The organism is Mesorhizobium terrae (assembly GCF_008727715.1).
GTDB lineage: Bacteria > Pseudomonadota > Alphaproteobacteria > Rhizobiales > Rhizobiaceae > Mesorhizobium > Mesorhizobium terrae.
This window is the reverse complement of the sequence record NZ_CP044218.1, coordinates 2,720,541-2,741,476: the sequence shown is the minus strand read 5'-3', so window position 1 is coordinate 2,741,476 and position 20,936 is coordinate 2,720,541. Positions and strand designations below refer to the sequence as shown.

Here is a 20,936-nt window from a genome sequence, read left to right as displayed (position 1 = left end):
TTCCGGAATGGCGCTCAACGTCTCCCAAGCGGAAAAGATACTCAGATCGAAGTTTGGCGAACCGGCCAAGCCGCCCACCGACTACGTGGTCGGCTTCAAGACACCAGAGGGCAAGGTTCTCGCGATTCATCGCGAAGCCGCCGAGACGCGCATCTGGTTCCAGCCGCCTGCGCCGCCGACTCTCGACGGCGTGCGGCTGCTGGATAACGCCTCGAATGGAAACTCGAACATCAACGGGCCACTTTTGCCGCTTCGCGCGCCTACAACGCTGCGCGTCGAAATCGATAGTCCCCGCGCTCTGAACAGGTTTATGGGATGGTATGCCGGTTCCGGCAGCGCGCCCCGCGCCATCACCGCTGCTGCCGTCATCGATCCGCGCGTTTTCCGCGAAGCCTTCGCGCGCTTCCAAGCGCTCATCACGGCAAGGTCCGGCCACGCCTTCACCAGCTTCCACGAAGGGCTTGCTGCCGACTGGGAGAAGTACAAGCCTCGCCTGCGCGACCACGCGCTCGGCCTGCTTCGCGCAAGCGAATGGTCGGAAGCCGATATCGGTTCGGGCGCGATCCTGAGCCGCATGATCGACGCGATCGAGATTCAGGACAGTCGGAGCAACCTCACCAACAATCTTGTCTTCTGGCAGAACCGCTTTGGCCATGCCAACCGCGATCACCGCGCACTGCTGGAGGCGACATCCAACCCAAAGCTGCGTCGCGAACTTGAGGGGCTTCTGTTTGGCCTCTTTCGCGGTGGCGCCGATGAGGGCTCAACGTTCGATCGTTTGAGCCAGTTGACGGGCGGCAAGTATCCGCTCCTTGCGTATTTCTATTTCCTAAAGGACATGGATCGGTTCGTGCCGATCCAGCCGACCGGCTTCGACCGCGCCTTTCGTGCGCTAGGCATCGATTTCTCTACTCTGCGCCAATGTAGTTGGGAGAATTATTCGACCTACAATCAGACCCTCGCTGCAATGCGCCCGCTGATCGAAGCGCACGCCGGCCTAAATAACATTCGCCTCGTCGATGCTCATTCCCTCTGCTGGATTTTCACGACGCTGCTGAAGCTGGAAGCGGAAGGCTCGATCACCAAAGCGACGGGCGGCAAGGACGAGGGCCGCATCCTTGGAGGGCGCGAGAAATCTATCATCGCCATGCGCCTTTCGGTCGACAACACCGTCAAGAATTCGAACGGACAAGTCGTTCAGCGCATCTTGAAGAACAAGGAACTGCGGATGACCACGGCTGAGTTGGAGAAGCTGATCGCTTCGCTGCTCGATCTTCAGGACAATCGATGCGCCCTGACCGGCATCCCTTTCCAGTTTCTCGGCCCTGAGGCCGACAAGAACCTCTTGCCCTCGCTCGATCGCGTCGACAGCGCAGGGCACTACGAGGTGGGCAATCTCCAGGTGGTCTGCCAGTTCATCAACTTCTGGAAGGGCGATAGCGACAACGCAGAGTTCCAAAGGTTGCTGATGCTGGTTCGCGGCGTCGAGCAATAGAAATGTCGAACTTGCTAGACGCAGCCATTCTTATGTCTCGGCTCTGGACCAGATGTCCGCTTTCGGTGTGAAGCGCAAGAAGTTCGAACGACCGGAATAAAGGCGCGAATCGGAAGGTCCGTTTTTCCGGCTTGCCGTTTGCTTCATTCGCGATGAGACAAATCCGTTCCGACCCGCAGACATTCCATATAGGCTCGGTAGGCAAAGCTCCGGTCACGTTTCTTGCCTGTCGTTTCCACGAGAATGCCGGCCTCTACCAGCACTTCGATCGCGCGGGTCGCCGTTGGCTTGCTGGCATCGATCAGTTTCATCGCGGCAACGACCGTTACGATTGGATGGCGGGGAAGTTGTTCAAATAATCTCAGCGCCGAGACGGAAGCGGAGGCCGCATTTAATAGCTGAGCTCGGTCCGCACCAACGAGATTGAACAACTCGCGCGCCGATGCGACTGCTTCATCCGCAATCGTCGCTACCCCATCCAGAAAAAAGTCTGTCCAGCCCTCCCAATCTCCTGCCAGCCGCACGCGATTGAGCCGGCGATAATACTCTTCGCGGTGGCGCTTGAAGAACAGGCTGAGGTAGAGAAGCGGAGCTCTTAACAGTTGCCAATGTTCCAACAGCAGCGCAATCAACAGTCGCCCGATCCGACCATTGCCGTCGAGATACGGATGGATGGTTTCGAACTGCACATGCAACAGCCCGGTGCGCACCAGCGCCGGCAGCTTTTCGTCAGTGTGAATGTACTTCTCAAGCGCGCCAAGAAGCAGAGGGAGCTTATCAGGAGCCGGTGGCACGTAGGCCGCATTTCCCGGTCGACTTCCCCCAATCCAATTTTGGCTACGGCGAATCTCGCCAGGTTGCTTGTTCGAGTCACGCACGCCACGCATCAACCGCTTGTGAGCCTCATTCAGGAGCCTCATCGATATGGGGAGACCTCGCTTTGCCGCGAGTTGGCCTCGCGCGTAGGCCAGTGCCTCAAGATAATTCGTGACCTCCTCGACATCCGCGTTGGGAGCCGGATGTTCTTCCGCCTCGAAGGCGAGAAGGTCGATTAGCGACGCTTGCGTGCCTTCGATCTGCGACGAAATCACGGCCTCCTTGCGTACGAAGGCGTAGATGAACCAATCGAGGGACGGCACCATCGCTCCTGCAAGGTCAAGGCGAACGAGCGCCTGCTCAGCCTCGCGAAGACGATGTTCGAGCGTGTCGTTGATTAACAGCGCCGGGCGCGCGGGCGGCAGATCAAAGGGAATGAACGCGTCAACCTTCTCTCCGCCAGCGGTCACGCTTTCATATTGACCCGTCTCACGCGTTGGCATGTGGCAACCCTACATGAAGAGACGATCTGGAAACGCAAAGGCATGACAGCGTTCCCTGTCGAACTCGCTAAGAACGAATACTTTACTATCGGCAATGTCTAGTCAAGAAATCGTTCTTAGCGTTTCGAACCTTCTGTCCAAGGATGCGGAGGCGGCGAGCAGTCCGCTTTCGTCGGAAGATTCCGACGGTCCGAATGACCGAAATGACGGCGCGTTGCCGAACGCGGTCCCGCTATGTTCAGCGAGGCCGCGGGTCAGATTTCCGTTGTCTCGGTAAGCGTAAGCGCATCATCGATATCAACGCCGAGGTATCTAACGGTATTTTCGATCTTGGTGTGCCCAAGCAAGATCTGAACAACTCGAAGATTGCCGGTAGCCTTGTAGATCAGGGCTGCCTTGGTACGGCGGAGCGCATGTGTTCTGTTTTTGCGAGCGCCGCAAATGACAGCGACATACAAGTTCTGGGCAGAGAAGGACGAGGTGTCGAGCAAAACATCCGCAACCCCTACGCTGCATTATCTCGCTTGCAGTCAAGCCGCTACATTCGCCGAGACAGAATGGATCTTCGCCGCCGTCGGTTGATTTTCTAATCAACTGTGGCGATTTGTACCTCTCACCACCGGAAGGTACAAATTATTTAAGCACGACTGGCATATATGCTGGATGCGCTCGTCATTGCCAGTTTCGCTCATCTTCTTTGTCGTGACTGCAGCCGTTTTCGTGCTTCAGGCTATTCCATTCACGGGCATCTTCTTGATGTTCGCGCTGGCTATGTTCTGGTCCGTATTCCTGATCAATGCAGGAATGATCGGAGTCGCGTTCGAGGTCGCGACCGGTCGCGTAGCGCGGTGGTGGATCTTGTTGCCGTTGATATTCTACGGCAGCTATCTGGCAACGACCGTACACGACCACATCGCGCTGCGTTCGCTTTCGAGCGTATATGATGCTGCCAACGCGCGGGTGGCGATCCCATTCGAGGCCACGCGACAGTCCCTGGCCTTCAGCAATGACGATCAATCTGGTGCCTGGCTCACGCAAAACTATGCCTTGCCCGTGGCATACTCAGCCAATTCCAACTTTCCTCAAGGATATCTGTCCCATCGGATGATGGATGCCACCACCTGCGCCAAGGTCGCAACACCAGCATCGAGGGCCGCCTTTGTGCATACATTCGGATTTCACGACGGAGACACCGTCGACGGAATGAAGATGGAAAGCCGCTTCTGTGCCCTCTCCATGCCGGAGCAGCCAAGTCTTCCCTTGGTGAGCGTATCGCGGCGTGAGGAGAAGATTTCCGAGAAGGGATTACCCGTAACCCGTGTCACGACGACGGTCACGATGCCGGGTGGGAATCATTTTCGGCTTCTTGGAGGTGTGGCGAAACCTCTGAGCTGGATACCTATGCCGATGATGGGCTGCTGGTTGAACGATGCGAGGTCGAGTTGGGACTGTGAAGCCCAGTTCTGGCGAAACGAGTCCACGCCCGTCATTTCAGGTAATACGCGATACTATCGAGACTTGCGGGTGCTGCAGCGTCGCTGCCATGGCACGCAAGTGACACGCACATCCCGCTAACTCATTGATTTTTCTGGCAATGACTTTGCAACACTTTGCTACTTTTTGCCCTTGTTTTTACCCGTCTTCGGCGGCGTTGACATCGTAGGGGTCACAGGTTCAATCCCTGTCACGCCCACCATTCGATCCTGACAATTTTAGATACTGCCGACGAGCGCCTTGTCGCCTCGTTCGGCCAGCCGCCATCCGGGGCGCGCCTGGAAGCGCCGCGCGGGACAATCGCGCCTGGAGTTTGCCAGGATGGCCCCGCGCATGTCAGCGCAGTGTCGGATCCTTGATTTTGGCGATCACCTTGCCGTCCTTGCCAAGGCTGATTTCCACCTTGCCGCCGAGATCAGTCGGCGGCGGCGCGACATGCGTCGGCACAACGTCATGGACCGGAACCGTATCCAGCATCTCCTTGCCCTTGGCGGTTTTCAGCCGTTCCTGCTGGTCGATGTCGAAAAACGCCATGGGCAACCTCCGGATCGCCAGCATACACGGGCCGGCTGATAGCCCAAACAGCACAAATGAAAAGCCCGCCCCGAAAGATCGGGACGGGCTGTGGACCGAGGAACGCGAAGTTTCCGTCAGATCACTTGCAGTCCTTGAGTTCTTTCAGCGCCTTTTCGGCGTTGCCCTTGGTGGCATAGGACTTCTTGCCCATGTCCATCATCTTGGTGCCGTCCGGCTTCTTGTCGACGATTTCGCACTTCTTGGTCGCGGCAGACTTGGCCACCCAGAATTCGGTCGCGGCAAAAGCTGGCATGCTGAACACGGCGACGGCTGCGGTCGCCAAAACAACCCTACGAAGCATGTTATCCTCCATTCGATATTTAAACAAAAGTCCCCCTCACCTTCTTGTTCTTGCGCGATTAGGGCAGGATGAAGGCGTATTTCGCCACAACGGAAGATCGGATGAAAGATTTTTCCGTCCTCAGCGCCGGCCGCAACCCGAATATTTCGAACCGGGATGGAGCCGTGTCCGCTCAGATACCGGCCACTGCGCACAGACTTTTCATGCGCGAGACAGCAAGATCGGGATCAGCCAGCAGCCCGGCCTGGTCGGCCAGCCGGAACACCTCGGCATAATGGCAGATGCCGCGCGCCGACTGCATGCCGCCGACCATGGTGAAATGGTCCTGATGACCGTTCAGCCAGGCCATGAAGACGATGCCGGCCTTGTAATATTCGGTCGGTGCCTCGAAGATCTTGCGCGACAAAGGCACCGTCGGCGCCATCAGCGCGTCATAGCCGGCGCGGTCGCCGGCGGCCAATCTGGCAAGCGCTGAATTGGCGACCGGCGCGATCGCGTCGAAGATGCCGAGCAGCGCATGCGAATGACGGTGGCCGTCGCCCGCAATCAGTTCGGGATAGTTGAAATCGTCGCCGGTGAACATGACGACCCCGTCCGGCAGACGGTTGCGCAGCGCGACCTCCTTGTCGGCGTCAAGCAGCGAGATCTTGATGCCTTCGACCTTGTGGGCATGGCGCTCGATGATGGCGACAACCGTATCTAGCGCGTTTTCGAAGTTGTCCGCGCCCCAATAGCCCTTCAGCGCCGGGTCGAACATGTCGCCCAGCCAATGCAGGATGACCTTGCCGGAGGCCTGCGAGAGAACACGGTCGTAAACTTTTGCGTAATCGTCCGCGCTTCTTGCAGTTGCCGCCAGCGCACGGCTGGCCATCATGATCGCCTTGCCACCCTCGCCCTCGATGAAGCCGAACTGCTCCTCATAGGCAGCAATGATGTCGTCCAACGTCAGCCCTGCGCGGACCTCGAGATGATCCGTGCCAGCGCCCGAGGCGAGATCGGCACCCTCCACCGTGCGCGCTTCCACGATCGAGCGGCGGATCAATTCCCTGGCACTGCTCCAGTCGAAACCCATGCCGCGCTGGGATGTGTCCATCGCCTCGGCGATGCGGAAGCCGAGACGCCACAGATGATGGCGGAACGCCATCGTGCGGTCCCAGTCGACGACCGGTTTCGACCAGGGATCGGACATCGCGAGCGGGTCGGCGACGACATGGGCGGCGGCATAGGCGATGCGCGGAAATCGCGCGCCCGCCACGGCTTCGACCGGCCGACCAATAAGGCGGTATGACGCCCGGCGACCATCCTCCACTGGCAAGATGATGTCCATGATGCTCGCTCCCTTGAGTTTCGCCATAAATGGAACGTTCCAATAAATCAAGAAGATTTACGATTCGTGGCAGCGCACAAAATTTTGCTGCGACGCACAACGAATTAAGTCGTATATCCGCATACTGCCTTGGGTTTCCATATTCATCATACTCCATGAACAATTCCGATTGACGCCTCCGATCGATTGTGTTTAGAACGTTCCAAAGAATAAATTGCGATCAGGGAGGACGCATCGGAATGGCCAGCCGGGCCAAGGCAACGATTTTGGACATCGCCCGCGAGGCCGGCGTATCCAAGTCGACCGTGTCGCTGGTGCTTCAGGGCAGCGGGCTGATCCGGCCGGAAACGGCGAACCGGGTCCGCAAGGCGATCGAGGATGTCGGTTATGTCTACAACCGCGGCGCCGCCAACCTGCGCAAGGCTCATTCCAACGTCATCGGCATGGTCATCAACGATCTGACCAATCCCTTCTTCGCGGAGCTCGCGGTCGGCATGGAACGCGTTTTCCAGTCGGCGGGCATCGTGCCGTTCATCGCCAACACGGCCGAAAATCCGGTGCGCCAGGAAGAGGTGCTGAAATCGCTGATGGAGCAGGATGTCGCCGGCCTCATCGTGTCGCCGGCGCGTGGCACCCGGCCGGATGCCTTCCGTCGCCTGGAAACGGCGGGCATCCCGGTGGTCTTCGCCATGCGCCGGCTGCCGGAGAGCCGCATCCCGGTAATCGCGCCCGACAACCATCGCGGCGCCTATCTCGCCACGCGCCACCTGATCGCCAAGGGTCACCGCCGCCTCGCCTTCCTCGGCGGCTCGTCCGATCTGGTCGTCTATCACGAACGCCTCGGCGGTTTCCGCGAGGCCTGCGAGGCCGAGGGCATCGGCCCGGACGAAACAGCCATTGTCGAGGGCGAGACCAGCCGTCGTGGCGGCATGGCCTGTCTGGATGCGGTGCTCGCCCTGCCGCAGCCACCGACGGGCGCGCTGTGTTTCAACGACGCGGTCGCCTTCGGCGCAATGCTGGCGCTGCGCAAGCAGGGACTGGAGCCGGGCCGCGATTTCGCCGTCGTCGGTTTCGACGACGTGGTCGAGGCCGAACACTACATTCCGGCGCTGACCAGCGTGGCGGTGGATACGCCCGGCCTTGGCGAGCGCGCCGCCCATGTCGTCCTGAAGATGATCCAGTCCCGCACGACGCGCGCGGAAGACCATATCGGCGCCGTCAATCTGGTGGTACGCGAAAGCTGCGGCCCGAACCGCAGCCACGAGACCCGCATTCATTCGCCGGGAGGTGCGGCATGACCGTCCGTTGGGGCCTGATCGGCGCGAGCACGATCGCCAGGCAATTCGTGATCGACGCCATCCGCGCGCAAGCCGACGGCGAGGTGGTGGCCGTGATGAGCTCCAGCCCGGAACGCGCGGCAGCCTACGCCAGGGAAAACGGCATTCCTGCCGCCTTCTCCTCGCTCAACGCCCTGCTCGATGCCGATATCGACGCTGTCTATATCTCCACCACCAATGAACTGCATCTGGAACAGGCGGTGGCCGCCGCCAAGGCCGGCAAGCATGTGCTGTGCGAGAAGCCGCTGGCGCTGACCAGCGGCGATGCCCGCAAGATCCTTGCCGCGTGCAAGGCCGCCGGCGTCGTGCTCGGCACCAACCATCATCTGCGCAATGCCGGCGCCCATCGGGCCATGCGAGAGGCCATCGCGGCAGGCAAGATCGGCAGGCCGGTCGCCGCCCGCGTTTTCCACTCGGTCTATCTGCCCGAACATCTGCAGGGCTGGCGCATCACCAAGCCGGAGGCCGGCGGCGGCGTGGTGCTGGATATCACCGTGCATGACGCAGACACGTTGCGCTTCGTGCTCGGCGAAGACCCGGTCGAGATTTCCGCCTTCACCCAGTCGGCCGGCATGGCCGGCAGCGGGCTGGAAGACGGCGCCATGTGCGTGTGGCGCTTCCAGTCGGGCCTCATCGCCCAGAGCCATGAGGGTTTCACCACCAAATTCGCAGGCACCGGTTTCGAGGTGCACGGCACCGAAGGTTCGCTGATCGCCAGGGGTGTGATGACCCAGAAGCCGGTTGGCTCGGTTACCCTGCGCACGGCAACCGGCGAGGAAGAACTCTCCTTCGACCGCGAGGACCTCTACACCCGCTCGCTGCGCGCCTTCCACGCCGCCATCCGCACCGAAGGCAAGCCTTCGGCGACCGGCGAGGACGGCGTCTGGTCGCTCGCCTGCGCCGAGGCAGCGCTGGCCTCGGCGAAGACCGGTCGCGCCGTGACCATCGAGACCGGGCTCGGAGCCTCGGCATGAGCAAGCTCGTCTCCGCCTCAGCCGCTGCGCGATTGATCAAGGACGGCATGACCGTTTCGGTCTCGTCTTCCAGCGGTCTCGGCTGCCCGGACCTGATGCTGAAGGCGATCGGCGAACGTTTCGAGGCGGAAGGCCATCCGCGCGACCTCACCACGCTGCACCCGATCGCCGCCGGCGACATGAGTGGCATCAAGGGCGTTGACTACATCGCAAGAAAGGGCCTGCTGAAGAAGATCATTGGCGGCTCCTATCCTTCCGGGCCGTCCTCCGCCGAACCGCCGCTAATCTGGCAGATGATCGGCAATGAGGAGGTTGCCGCCTACAACATCCCCTCCGGCATCCTCTTCGACATGCATCGCGAGGCCGCCGCCAAGCGTCCCGGCGTCTTGACCAAGGTCGGCCTCGACACTTTCGTCGACCCCGACCGGCAAGGCTGCGCCATGAATGCGCGCGCTGCAAGCGAACCGGTGTTGAAGAAGGTCGAATTCGAAGGCGAGGACTGGCTCTATTTCCCGGCGATCCGGCCGGACGTCGCCATCATCCGCGCCACCACCGCCGACGAGCGCGGCAACCTGACCTACGAGCATGAAGGCGCCTATCTCGGCGGCCTCGACCAGGCGCTCGCCGCCCGCAACAATGGCGGCATCGTCATTGCGCAGGTCAAGCGCGTCACCAAGGACGGTTCGCTGCGCCCGCACGACGTGCGCGTGCCGGGCGTGCTGGTCGACTACATCGTCATCGACCCAGACCAGAAACAGACCACGCAGACTGGCTACGACCCGGCGATCTCCGGCGAGATCATGCGCCCGCTGGGTTCGTTCCGCGTGCCGGAATTCAACGTGCAGAAGGTCATTGCCCGCCGTGTCGCGCAGGAGCTTGAGGCCGGCAGTGCCGTCAATCTCGGCTTCGGCATTTCCGCTAACGTGCCGCGTATCCTGATCGAGGAAGGCCTGCATGGCGCCGTCACCTGGGTGATCGAACAGGGTGCGGTCGGCGGCGTGCCGCTGCTCGACTTCGCCTTCGGCTGCGCCTCCAACGCCGACGCCTTCATGCCCTCGCCTTACCAGTTCACCTACTTTCAGGGCGCCGGTTTCGACGCCTCGCTGCTGTCCTTCCTGGAGATCGACCGGAACGGCTCCGTCAACGTCTCGAAGCTCTCCTTCCGCCCGCATGTGACGGCCGGCGCCGGCGGCTTTGTCGACATCACCGCGCGCGCCAAGAAGATCGTCTTCTCCGGCATGTTTAACGCCGGCGCGAAGCTCGCGGTCGCCGACGGCAGGCTGGTGATCGAGAAGGACGGCAAGCTGAAGAAGCTGGTCAACGAGGTCGAACACGTCACCTTCTCCGGCCGGCGCGGCGTCGAGCAGGGCCAGGACGTCACCTACATAACCGAACGGGCGGTGATGAAGCTGACACCGCAAGGCATCGTGCTGAACGAGATCGCACCGGGCGTCGATCTCAAGGCGCATATCCTCGACCAGTCGGAATTCCCGCTCATCGTCTCCGACAGGCTGAAGACGATGGATGCTGCTCTTTTTGCCGAGGCGCCGATCGGGCTCTCGCTGCCGCAAAAGCCGGCACGGACAGCGGGAGGCGCGCATGGCTGAACTCGTCACATTCCAGGCTGAAGGCGCGATCGGCATTGTCACGCTGAGGCGGCCCGAAAAATTCAATGCGCTCGATATCCCGATGCTGCGGGCGCTGGAAAAAGCGCTGGACGAAGCTGAGGCTGCCGAAAGCGTGCGCGTCGTGCTCCTGTGCGGTGAAGGCAAGGGTTTCTGCGCCGGCGGCGACGTCGATGCCTGGGCGGCGATGAGCGCCGCCGATTTCCAGGTTCAGTGGGTGCGCTATGGCCATCGTGTCTTCGACCGACTGGCGCGCCTCAGGCAGCCCACCATCGCGGTGTTGTCCGGTCATGCGCTGGGCGGCGGGTTGGAACTTGCCGCCGCGTGCGATTTCCGTGTCGCGGAAACGCAAGCGAAGCTCGGTTTTCCCGAGACCTCGATCGGCGTCGTGCCCGGCTGGTCCGGCACGCAGCGCGCCGTGCGCCGCTTCGGCGCCCAGGCAGTGCGGCGCATGGCGCTGGGTGGCGAGGTCTTTGCGGCGACCGACGCGCTTGCGCTCGGCATTGTCGACCGCGTGGCAGCTACCGGCGAGGCATTGGCAGAAGCTAAAAACTGGGCCGCAAAGATCGCCGAGCGCGGACCGCTGGCCACCGAGGCCGCCAAGCTGATGATCGCCGTTGCCGAAGGCGAGGAAACCGCCGCCGCGACCGAGGCGCTGGCCAGCGGCTTCATCGCGCTGACTAAAGACCTGAAGGCCGGTGTCTCCGCCTTCCGAACCAAACAGAAGCCCGCTTTTTCGCGGAGCTAGGACGACAATGATGAATGCCCCGCTGAACATCAAAATGCCCTCTGAGGCCTCGGTCGCGCCGAAGGGTTACAAGCTGCTGATCGGCGGCAAACATGTCGATGCACGCGACGGCCGCACGCTGGAGCGTCGCTCGCCCGGCCACGGCTTTGTCGTTTCGCGGTATGCGCAGGCCGGCGAGGCCGAGGTCGAGGCAGCGATGTTGGCTGCCCACAAGGCTTTCGAGAGCGGGCCGTGGCCACGCATGAAGGCGGCCGAGCGCGCTGCCCTGCTTTTGAAGACCGCCAACCTCATCGACTCCCGGCTGGAAGACATCGCCAGGCTCGAAGCGCTGGAATCCGGCAAGCCGATCGCCCAGGCGCGCGGCGAGATCGCCGGCGCGGCCGACATCTGGCGTTATTCGGCAGCCCTTGCCCGCACGCTTTCCGGCGAGTCCTACGCCAATCTGGGCGACGCCATGCTGGGCGTCGTGCTACGCGAGCCGGTCGGCGTCGTTTCCATCATCACGCCCTGGAACTTCCCTTTCCTCATCGTCAGCCAGAAACTGCCCTTCGCGCTCGCCGCCGGTTGCACCGCGGTGGTCAAGCCCAGCGAAATGACCTCGGCCTCGACCCTTTTGCTCGGCGACCTGCTGATGGAGGCCGGCCTGCCGGACGGCGGCGTCAATATCCTTGCCGGCCTCGGCGCCGATGTCGGCGCGCCGATGGTTTCGCACCCGCTGGCCGAGATGGTCTCCTTCACCGGCTCGACCCGCGTCGGCAAGATGACCATGGCGGCCGCCGCCAATTCGCTGAAGAAGGTGTCGATGGAACTCGGCGGCAAGAACGGCCAGATCGTCTTCCCCGATGCCGATCTCGAGGCCGCGGCGGATGCTGCCGTGTTCGGCGGCTTCTTCAATGCGGGCGAATGCTGCAACGCCGGCTCGCGCCTGATCGTCCATGAAGCGATCGCCAACGACTTCCTCGAAGCCGTGAAATCGCTGACCGCCAAGGTCACCGTCGGCGATCCGCTCGACGACCGCACCAAGGTCGGCGCGATGATCTCGCCGGACCATCTCGGCAAGGTCACCGCCTATGTCGGCGCCGCCTCCAGCGAAGGCGCCAAGTTGGCCACAGGTGGTGTGAAGCTCGCCTCCAGCGCCGGCGATTATCTGGCGCCGACCATCGTCAGCGGCGTCAGGGAAGACATGGCCATCGCCCGCGAGGAAGTGTTCGGACCGGTGCTTTCGGTGCTGACTTTTGAAACGATTGAAAGGGCATTGCATATCGCCAACAACACGCCCTATGGTCTTTCTGCGGGCGTCTGGAGCGCCGATATCGATACCTGCATGTCGGTGGCGCGCGGCGTGCGTTCGGGCACCGTTTGGGTCAACACATTCATGGAAGGCTATCCGGAATTGCCTTTCGGTGGATACAAGCAATCCGGGCTTGGGCGCGAATTGGGCAGGCGCGCCGTCGAGGATTACACCGAGGAAAAAACGATCCAGTTTCATCGCGGCCCGCGCACCGGGTGGTGGGCGAGCTGAGTTGGGAGGTAGCCGGCGATAGCCGGTCGTGTGACTGCAACAAGGGAGGTAGTACATGTTGCGCAAACTGCTAATCGGAACGATGCTCGGCTCGGCGCTTACCGTCGGCTATACCGCATCGACCTATGCCGCTGGCGGCTCGGTCGAAGTGCTGCACTGGTGGACCTCGGGCGGCGAGGCCGCCGCGCTCGACGTCTTGAAGAAGAAGCTGGAAAGCCAGGGTATCACCTGGAAGGACATGCCCGTGGCCGGTGGCGGCGGCGAAGCCGCCATGACCGCGCTGCGCGCCCGTGTCACCGCTGGTGACCCGCCGACCGCCGTGCAGGCGCTAGGCTTCGACATCACTGACTGGGCCAAGCAGGGCGTGGTCGGCGATCTCGGCGATGTGGCCAACAAGGAAGGCTGGGACAAGGTCATCCCGACGGCCCTTCAGAACTTCGCTAAGCACGACGGCAAGTGGATCGCGGCACCCGTCAACGTGCACTCGACCAACTGGGTCTGGATCTCCAAGAAGGCACTCGATGCCGCTGGCGGCAAGGTGCCGGAGAACTGGGACGAACTGATCGCCGTGCTCGACAAGATGAAGGCCAACGGCATCACCCCGCTCGCCCATGGCGGCCAGGCCTGGCAGGACGCCACCATCTTCGACGCAGTCGTGCTCTCGCTCGGCACCGACTTCTACAAGGCCGCGTTTATCGACAACGATCCCAAGGCTCTTGGCGGCGACAAGATGGTCGAGGCTTTCGACCGCATGGCCAAGCTGAAGAGCTATGTCGACAAGGACTTCTCCGGCCGCGACTGGAACCTTGCCTCGGCCATGGTCATCGAAGGCAAGGCCGGCATGCAGATGATGGGCGACTGGGCCAAGGGCGAGTTCCTCAAGGCCAAGCAGAAGCCTGGTACCGACTTCGTCTGCATCCGCTTCCCGGGCACGCAAGGCGCCGTCACCTTCAACTCCGACATGTTCATGATGTTCAAGGTCGGCGACGACAAGAAGGCCGGGCAGCTCACGATGGCATCCGACATCGAGAGCCCGGACTTCCAGTCGTCCTTCAACGTGGTCAAGGGCTCGGTGCCGGCGCGCACCGACGTGCCGGACACCGCCTTCGACGATTGCGGCAAGAAGGGCATCAAGGACCTGGCGGAAGCCAACTCCTCGGGCAAGCTGTTCGGCTCCATGGCTCACGGCTATGCAGTGCCGGCGGCGGTGAAGAACGCCATGTATGACGTCATCACCCGCCACTTCAACGGCGAGCTGGACTCCAAGGCCGCCGCCAAGGCACTGGCTGAAGCAGTTGCCGCCGCGAAGGGCTGATAGCGTCTGAAACGCAGTGCCTCGGCTCCGGTCGAGGCACCCACTCTTTAATAAACCGGGGCTGAACCCATGGCCGACGCCACCATGACCGCGCGTGCTGCTGCAGCGAATCCGCGCGCCACCTTGCAAGACCTCTTGCCGAAGATCGTGCTGGCGCCGAGCTTCGCCGTGATCCTCATCTTCGTTTACGGCTTCATCGCCTTCACGGCCGTGCTCTCTTTCTCGGGTTCGAAGCTCCTGCCGGATTTCTCGACCTGGGTCGGGCTCAATAACTATGTGCGCCTGTTCAACCATCCCAACTGGATCACGGCGCTGCAGAACCTGGCGATCTTCTCGATCCTCTACATCGTCGTCTGCTCGGTGATCGGCCTGGCGCTTGCCATCTTCCTCGACCAGAAAATCCGCGGCGAAGGCCTGCTGCGCCCCATCTATCTTTACCCCATGGCGCTGTCCTTCATCGTCACCGGCGTCGCCTGGAAATGGTTCCTCGACCCCGGCATCGGCCTCGAGCACGTCATGCAGTCGATCGGCTGGGAAAGCTTTTCGTTCCGCTGGATCAAGGACGGCAAGATGGCGATCTACACCATCGTGATTGCTGCCGTCTGGCAGTCGTCCGGCTTTGTCATGGCGATGTTCCTCGCCGGCCTGCGCGGCGTCGACAACGAGATCATCAAGGCCGCCCAGATCGACGGCGCCTCGACCATGACCATCTACCGCCGCATCATCATTCCGCTGATGCGCCCGGTCTTCCTGTCGGCCTTCGTGGTGCTCGCCCACCTTGCCATCAAGTCCTATGACCTCGTGGTGGCGATGACCGATGGCGGCCCGGGTACAGCCACCTGGACGCCGGCGCTGTTCATGCAGAAATTCACCTTCGGCCGCAACGAGATGGGCATGGGCGCGGCCTCGGCGATCATCATGATGATGATGATCTTCGCCATCATCGTGCCCTATCTCTACTCCGAACTCGGGGGGAAGAAGAAATGAGCGCCCCCTCCCAGGACGTCGCCACCCGCAACGGCATTTTTGTCCGTGCCCTGATCTACGCCCTGCTGATCGTCTTCGCGGTCTACTATCTTTTGCCGCTCTACGTAATGCTGGTAAACTCGCTGAAGCCGCTGGAGGAGATCCGCCAGGGCAACATGCTGGCGCTGCCGCAGCAATGGACGATCGCGCCATGGCTGTCGGCCTGGTCGACGGCGCAAATCGGCGTCTCGCCGACCGGGCTGAAACCCTATTTCCTGAACTCGGTGATGATGGTGGTGCCCGCGGTGGCGATCTCGACCATCCTCGGTGCATTGAATGGCTACGTGCTGACCAAATGGCGCTTCAAGGGCGACAACATCGTTTTCGGCATGATGCTTCTGGCCTGTTTCATCCCCTTCCAGATCGTGCTGATTCCGTCGGCCCGCATCCTCGGCCTGCTCGGCCTCGCCGGAACGGTGCCGGGCCTGATCCTGATCCACGCCATCTACGGCCTCGGCTTTACCACGCTGTTCTTCCGCAACTACTACGAGGCCTTCCCGACCGAATTGGTGCGGGCGGCGCAGATCGACGGCGCATCCTTCTTCCAGATCTTCCGGCGCATCCTCCTGCCGTCGTCGGGACCGATCATCGTGGTTACCGTGATCTGGCAATTCACCAACATCTGGAACGACTTCCTGTTCGGTTCGTCCTTCTCCAGCGTCGATTCCATTCCCATCACCGTGGCGCTGAACAATCTGGTCAACTCCTCGACGGGCGTGAAGGAATACAACGTCCACTTCGCCGGGGCGATCCTGGCGGCGCTCCCTACCCTCATCGTCTACATCGTCTCCGGACGCTATTTCGTGCGTGGCCTGATGGCCGGCGCCGTGAAAGGCTGAGATACAATGCCCTTTCTTGAGATCGACAATCTCGAAAAGTCCTTCGGCGCCACCAAAATCCTCAAAGGGGTGACGCTCGGCATCGAGGAAGGTGGCTTCCTGGTGCTGGTCGGCCCGTCCGGCTGCGGCAAGTCCACTCTGCTCAACACCATAGCCGGGCTGGAGCAGATCACCGGCGGCGAAATCCGCATCGCCGGCAAAAGGGTTAACGACCTGCACCCGTCGAAGCGCGACATCGCGATGGTGTTCCAGTCCTACGCGCTCTATCCCAACATGACCGTGGGCGAGAATATCGGCTTCGGCATGGAAATCCGCGGCATCGCCAAGGCGGAACGCGACAAGGCGATCGCCGATGTGTCGCAATTGCTGCAGATCGGCCACCTGCTCGACCGCAAGCCGAGCCAGCTTTCCGGCGGCCAGCGCCAGCGCGTCGCCATGGGCCGCGCCCTGGTGCGCAAGCCGCAGGTCTTCCTGTTCGACGAACCGCTGTCCAATCTCGACGCCAAGCTGCGCATCGACATGCGCACCGAGATCAAGCGCCTGCACCACCGCATGAAGACGACCATCGTCTACGTCACCCACGACCAGATCGAGGCGATGACGCTGGCGACCAAGATCGCAGTGTTGAAGGACGGCATCCTGCAGCAGTTCGGTACTCCGGAGGAGATCTACAACAACCCGGTCAACATGTTCGTTGCCGACTTCATGGGCTCGCCGGCCATGAACCTGGTGCCGGCCACCATTGGGGAAACCGGCAACCAGCTCAGCGTCGAGCTTGCCCGCAACGGTTCGGCACCGGTGTCTCTTGCGCTGAACGGCGCGCCGCAAGGGCTGTCGGCCTATCGTGGCAAGCAGGTGATGTTCGGCATCCGCCCCGAAGCGCTGACCGATCCGGACGGCGCCGACCGCAACGCCACCCATCTGGTGACGGCGGACTGTCACATCGAGGTGGTGGAGCCGGCCGGCTCCGATACTTTCGCGGTGACCAATCTGGGCGGCAAGGGCGTGGTGGCGCGGTTGCGCGCCGACGCGCGCATCAAGCCGGGCACCACCGCGCCGCTGACCTTCAATCTGACCAAGGCGGTGTTTTTCGATCCGGCGACCCAGGAACGGATTGCGTAGCGGGCAACCATGTCTCCCGATATCGTCATCATCGGCTCCGGCATCGGCGGCGCCACGATCGCCTCCGGTTTGGCCGGAAGCGGCGCCTCGGTGCTGATCCTCGAGCGCGGAGAGAAGTTGCCTGCGACCGCGCATGCACGCGACAGCCGCTCGATCTTCGTCGACGGCCACTACCGGCCGAAGGAGATGTGGCGAGAGGCCGGTGGCCAGCCCTTCAACCCCGGCAACTACTACTATGTCGGCGGCAATTCGAAATTCTATGGCGCGGTGCTGATCCGCTACCGGCGCGAAGACTTCGCGGCGATGGAGCATTTCGGCGGCATCTCGCCAGCCTGGCCCTTCGGCTATGAAGAACTGGAACCCTGGTATTCGAAAGCCGAGCAACTGTTCCGCGTGCGCGGCAGGCTCGGCGAGGACCCGACAGAGCCTTTTCATTCCGTACCCTACGCCTTCCCGCCGGTGCCGGACGAGCCGGCAATCGCGCGCGCCCGCGCCGAGTTGAAGGGCATCAGCCTCAATCCCGCGTCGCTGCCGCTCGGCGTCGATATCGATGCCTGGCTGCGGGATGGAAAGACGCCGTGGGACGCTTTCCCGAACACTGGCATCGGCAAGATCGATGCCGAGACCGGCCCGCTTCCGGTCGCGCTGGCCGACAACAACATCTGCCTCGAAACGGGAGCCGCTGTCGACCATCTCGAACTGACGCCCGGCGGCAAGACGGTCGCCGCCGTACACTATCACCGCAACGGCGAGGCCAAGCGCGTCACGCCGAAACTGGTCGTCCTGTCGGCCGGCGCCATCAACTCCGCTGTCATCCTGCTGCGTTCACCGGCGCCCGGCGGCAAGAGCATCGCCAACCGTTCCGACCAGGTCGGACGCAATTTCATGAACCACAATTCGGCCGCCATGCTGGCGATCGATCCGCGCCGCAGAAACGACAGCGTCTACCAGAAGACGCTGATGCTGAACGACTACTACCTCTCCGACGGCAAGGGCGGAAAGCCGCTCGGCAATGTCCAGCTTCTGGGCAAGATCGACGGCACCATGCTGAAGGCCAATGTCCGCCTAGCGCCAAAATTCGCGCTCGATTTCATGGCCAGCCATGCGGTCGACTGGTACCTGATGTGCGAAGACCTGCCGGATCCCGAAAGCCGCGTCATGGTCGACGGCAACGACATCGTCCTGCAATGGCGCCGCAGCAACATGCAAGCGCTCGACCGGCTGACCCAGGTGATGCGCGAGCATTTTCGCGCCTGCGGCTATCCGATCGTGCTGTCCAGGCCATTCGACAAGCGCACGCCCTCGCACCAGTGCGGCACGGTCCGCATGGGCAGCGACCCGGCCACGTCCCCGCTCGATACCTTCTGCCGTGCCTGGGATCACGGCAACCTGTTCGTCGTCGACGGCGGTTTCCTGCCGACTTCCGCCGCCGTCAACCCGGCATTGACCATCGCCGCGCAGGCGCTGAGGGTAGCAGACCATATTCGCAAGACGGAGTTGAAGGCATGACCCGTCCCGTCGCCATCGTCACCGGCGCCAATCGCGGCATTGGCCTCGCCTGCGCCAACGCGCTTGCCGAAACTGGCTTCGACATCGCCGCCGCCGACCTCACCCCCGAGCCAAGCCCGGAACTGGCCGCAAGCGTCGGCTTACGCGGCGCGCGGCTTGCCTATCGCCGCTGCGACATCGCCAATCTCGCCAACCACCCGGCGGTGATCGAGACCGCGCTCGACGCCTTCGGCCACATCGACTGCCTCGTCAATAATGCCGGCATCGGCGCCGTGGTACGCGGCGATCTGCTGGAGCTGAAGCCCGAAAACTTCGACCGGGTGATCGACGTCAACCTGCGCGGCACGGTCTTCTTCACCCAGGCCGTCGCCAAGGCGATGCTGGCGCAGCCGCCGCATCATCCGAGATCGATCGTCACCGTCACCTCCGTGAGTGCCGAAATGGCCTCGCCCGAACGTGCGGATTACTGCGTCTCCAAAGCGGGCCTCGCCATGTGGGTAAAGACGCTGGCGCTACGGTTGGCGCCGGAGAATATCGGCGTGTTCGAGGTGCGCCCCGGCATCATCCGAACGGAAATGACCGCCGGCGTGGCCTCCAAATACGATGCCTTGATCGAGGGCGGGCTGGTGCCGGCCAAGCGCTGGGGCGAGGCCGCCGACATCGGCGCCGCGGTCGCTGCTCTTGCGGGTGGCAGGCTCGGCTTCGCCACCGGCTCGGTGATCCGTGTCGACGGTGCGCTGTCGGTGCCCAGACTATGAACGGATGATCCCATGACCGACTTCATCATCGTCGGCGCCGGCCCTGCAGGCTGCGTGCTCGCCAACCGGTTGTCGGAAGACCCGGCGAATTCCGTGCTGCTCCTGGAAGCCGGCGGCAAGGACTGGCATCCGCTGATCCACATGCCGGCGGGCTTCGCCAAGATGACCAAGGGCATCGCTTCCTGGGGTTGGTCGACCGTGCCGCAGAAACACATGAAGGACCGCGTGTTCTGGTACACCCAAGCCAAGGTTATCGGCGGCGGCTCCTCCATCAACGCGCAGATCTACACGCGCGGCAATGCCCGCGATTACGACGCCTGGGAAAAGGAGGAAGGGCTGGCCGGCTGGGGGTATCGCGACGTGCTGCCCTATTTCAAGCGCGCCGAGAACAACCAGCGTTATGCCAACGACTATCACGGCGACCAGGGCCCGCTCGGCGTCTCCAATCCGATCTCGCCATTGCCGATCTGCGAGGCCTATTTCCGCGCCGCGCAGGAAATGGGCATCCCGTTCAATCCCGACTTCAACGGCGCCGCGCAGGATGGTGTCGGCTACTACCAGCTGACCCAGAAGGATGCGCGCCGCTCCTCCGCCTCGGTCGCCTATCTGAAGCCGATCCGCGACCGCAAGAACCTCACCGTGCGCACCGACGTTTTGGTGACGCGCATCGTTCTGGAAGGCAGCCGCGCCGTTGGCGTCGAGGTGGTCGACAAGCCCGGCGGCCAACCGCAGATCCTGCGGGCTGAGCGCGAGGTGATCGTGTCTTCTGGCGCCATCGGTTCGCCGAAACTGCTGATGCAATCGGGCATCGGCCCGGCCGACCATCTGAAATCGGTCGGCGTCACGCCGCTACACGACCTGCCCGGCGTCGGCTCCAACATGCAGGACCACCTCGATCTCTTCGTGATCGCCGAATGTACCGGCGATCACACCTATGACAATTACGCCAAATTCCACCGCACCCTCTGGGCCGGATTGCAATATGTGCTGTTGAAGAAGGGACCCGTCGCCTCCAGCCTCTTCGAGACAGGCGGCTTCTGGTATGCCGACCCGACCGCGTCCCATCCCGACATCCAGTTCCATCTCGGCCTGGGATCCGGCATCGAGGCCGGCGTGGAGAAGCTGAACAATCCGGGTGTGACGCTGAATTCCGCTTTCCTGCGCCCACGCTCGCGCGGCACGGTGAGACTGGGCAGCGCCGACCCGGCCGCCATGCCGCTGATCGACCCCAACTATTGGGCCGACCCGTACGATCGCGAGATGTCGATCAAGGGCCTGCGGCTTGCCCGCGAAATCATGCGCCAGAACGCGCTGAAGCCCTATGTGCTGCGGGAGGTTCTGCCAGGCCCATCACTCGCCAGCGACGACGAACTTGCCGACTATGCCTGCCGTGCGGCCAAGACCGATCATCATCCGGTCGGCACCTGCCGCATGGGCCATGATGCGATGGCGGTGGTGACACCGGAACTGAAAGTGCGCGGCATCGAGGGGTTGCGCGTCTGCGACGCCTCGATCATGCCGCGCGTGCCTTCTTCCAACACCAATGCACCGACCATCATGGTTGGTGAAAAAGGCGGCGACATCATCCTCGGCCGTGAGCCGCTGCCGCCGGCCGTCTTTGCCGGCAACCGCGCGGCGTGAAGGAAAAA

At 62.4% G+C, this 20,936-nt stretch carries 18 protein-coding genes and 1 pseudogene; 14 read left to right on the top strand and 5 right to left on the bottom strand.

Annotated features, from left to right (window positions below):
- Positions 1-7: 7 nt before the first annotated feature.
- A complete protein-coding gene (locus tag FZF13_RS14645) occupies positions 8-1,495 on the top strand; it encodes a hypothetical protein (protein WP_081766997.1) in 1,488 nt (495 codons plus the stop codon).
- Positions 1,496-1,638: 143 nt separating this feature from the next.
- On the opposite strand, the gene FZF13_RS14640 is transcribed toward FZF13_RS14645, so the two are convergent.
- A complete protein-coding gene (locus FZF13_RS14640) occupies positions 1,639-2,814 on the bottom strand; it encodes a Fic family protein (RefSeq protein ID WP_024927065.1) in 1,176 nt (391 codons plus the stop codon).
- A gap of 254 nt (positions 2,815-3,068) precedes the next feature.
- Positions 3,069-3,233: pseudogene (locus FZF13_RS14635) on the bottom strand (tyrosine-type recombinase/integrase); the annotation flags it as partial.
- A 256-nt stretch (positions 3,234-3,489) separates the two neighbouring features.
- Here FZF13_RS14635 and FZF13_RS14630 point away from each other — a divergent pair.
- Entirely contained in the window at positions 3,490-4,389 is a 900-nt protein-coding gene (locus FZF13_RS14630; protein WP_139116445.1) for a hypothetical protein, read from the top strand.
- Between the two features lie 255 nt (positions 4,390-4,644).
- Here the strand turns inward: FZF13_RS14630 and FZF13_RS14625 are convergent, their stop codons facing one another.
- From FZF13_RS14625 to FZF13_RS14615, 3 genes are all read right to left on the bottom strand, one after another.
- Positions 4,645-4,842 (bottom strand): hypothetical protein, encoded by a 198-nt coding sequence (locus tag FZF13_RS14625; RefSeq protein ID WP_024927068.1) that lies wholly within the window; start codon positions 4,840-4,842, stop codon positions 4,645-4,647.
- Between the two features lie 121 nt (positions 4,843-4,963).
- On the bottom strand, positions 4,964-5,185 hold the full coding sequence (locus FZF13_RS14620; RefSeq protein ID WP_024927069.1) for a hypothetical protein: 222 nt from the start codon (positions 5,183-5,185) through the stop codon (positions 4,964-4,966).
- A gap of 172 nt (positions 5,186-5,357) precedes the next feature.
- The gene (locus FZF13_RS14615; protein ID WP_024927070.1) at positions 5,358-6,512 is read right to left on the bottom strand and encodes a dihydrodipicolinate synthase family protein; all 1,155 of its coding nucleotides are present in this window, start codon (positions 6,510-6,512) and stop codon (positions 5,358-5,360) included.
- A 239-nt stretch (positions 6,513-6,751) separates the two neighbouring features.
- Here FZF13_RS14615 and FZF13_RS14610 point away from each other — a divergent pair, with 239 nt between their 5' ends.
- The 12 genes from FZF13_RS14610 (at position 6,752) to FZF13_RS14555 (ending at position 20,928) form a co-directional block, all read left to right on the top strand.
- The gene (locus FZF13_RS14610; protein WP_024927071.1) at positions 6,752-7,810 is read left to right on the top strand and encodes a LacI family DNA-binding transcriptional regulator; all 1,059 of its coding nucleotides are present in this window, start codon (positions 6,752-6,754) and stop codon (positions 7,808-7,810) included.
- A complete protein-coding gene (locus FZF13_RS14605; RefSeq protein ID WP_024927072.1) occupies positions 7,807-8,823 on the top strand; it encodes a Gfo/Idh/MocA family protein in 1,017 nt (338 codons plus the stop codon). Before FZF13_RS14610 ends, FZF13_RS14605 begins: the two co-directional genes overlap by 4 nt.
- Complete coding sequence (locus tag FZF13_RS14600) at positions 8,820-10,430, top strand: acyl CoA:acetate/3-ketoacid CoA transferase (RefSeq protein WP_024927073.1); 1,611 nt, start codon at positions 8,820-8,822, stop codon at positions 10,428-10,430. Before FZF13_RS14605 ends, FZF13_RS14600 begins: the two co-directional genes overlap by 4 nt.
- Positions 10,423-11,196, top strand: a complete 774-nt coding sequence (locus FZF13_RS14595) for an enoyl-CoA hydratase/isomerase family protein (protein ID WP_024927074.1) — start codon at positions 10,423-10,425, stop codon at positions 11,194-11,196. Before FZF13_RS14600 ends, FZF13_RS14595 begins: the two co-directional genes overlap by 8 nt.
- Positions 11,197-11,206: 10 nt before the next feature.
- Positions 11,207-12,718 carry an aldehyde dehydrogenase family protein gene (locus tag FZF13_RS14590; RefSeq protein WP_024927075.1) on the top strand — a complete coding sequence of 504 codons (1,512 nt, stop codon included), beginning with the start codon at positions 11,207-11,209 and terminating at the stop codon, positions 12,716-12,718.
- Positions 12,719-12,800: 82 nt separating this feature from the next.
- Positions 12,801-14,033, top strand: a complete 1,233-nt coding sequence (locus tag FZF13_RS14585) for an ABC transporter substrate-binding protein (RefSeq protein ID WP_244431173.1) — start codon at positions 12,801-12,803, stop codon at positions 14,031-14,033.
- Positions 14,034-14,102: 69 nt separating this feature from the next.
- Positions 14,103-15,020: a carbohydrate ABC transporter permease gene (locus FZF13_RS14580; RefSeq protein WP_024927077.1), complete on the top strand. Its 918-nt coding sequence runs from the start codon at positions 14,103-14,105 to the stop codon at positions 15,018-15,020.
- The gene (locus tag FZF13_RS14575; RefSeq protein ID WP_024927078.1) at positions 15,017-15,898 is read left to right on the top strand and encodes a carbohydrate ABC transporter permease; all 882 of its coding nucleotides are present in this window, start codon (positions 15,017-15,019) and stop codon (positions 15,896-15,898) included. The genes FZF13_RS14580 and FZF13_RS14575 overlap by 4 nt, the downstream gene beginning before the upstream one ends.
- A 6-nt stretch (positions 15,899-15,904) precedes the next feature.
- A complete protein-coding gene (locus tag FZF13_RS14570; protein ID WP_024927256.1) occupies positions 15,905-17,020 on the top strand; it encodes an ABC transporter ATP-binding protein in 1,116 nt (371 codons plus the stop codon).
- 9 nt (positions 17,021-17,029) lie between these two features.
- Positions 17,030-18,529: a GMC oxidoreductase gene (locus FZF13_RS14565; protein ID WP_024927099.1), complete on the top strand. Its 1,500-nt coding sequence runs from the start codon at positions 17,030-17,032 to the stop codon at positions 18,527-18,529.
- On the top strand, positions 18,526-19,287 hold the full coding sequence (locus FZF13_RS14560; protein ID WP_024927100.1) for a 3-ketoacyl-ACP reductase: 762 nt from the start codon (positions 18,526-18,528) through the stop codon (positions 19,285-19,287). Before FZF13_RS14565 ends, FZF13_RS14560 begins: the two co-directional genes overlap by 4 nt.
- 12 nt (positions 19,288-19,299) lie before the next feature.
- A complete protein-coding gene (locus FZF13_RS14555; protein WP_024927101.1) occupies positions 19,300-20,928 on the top strand; it encodes a GMC family oxidoreductase in 1,629 nt (542 codons plus the stop codon).
- Positions 20,929-20,936 lie beyond the last annotated feature (8 nt).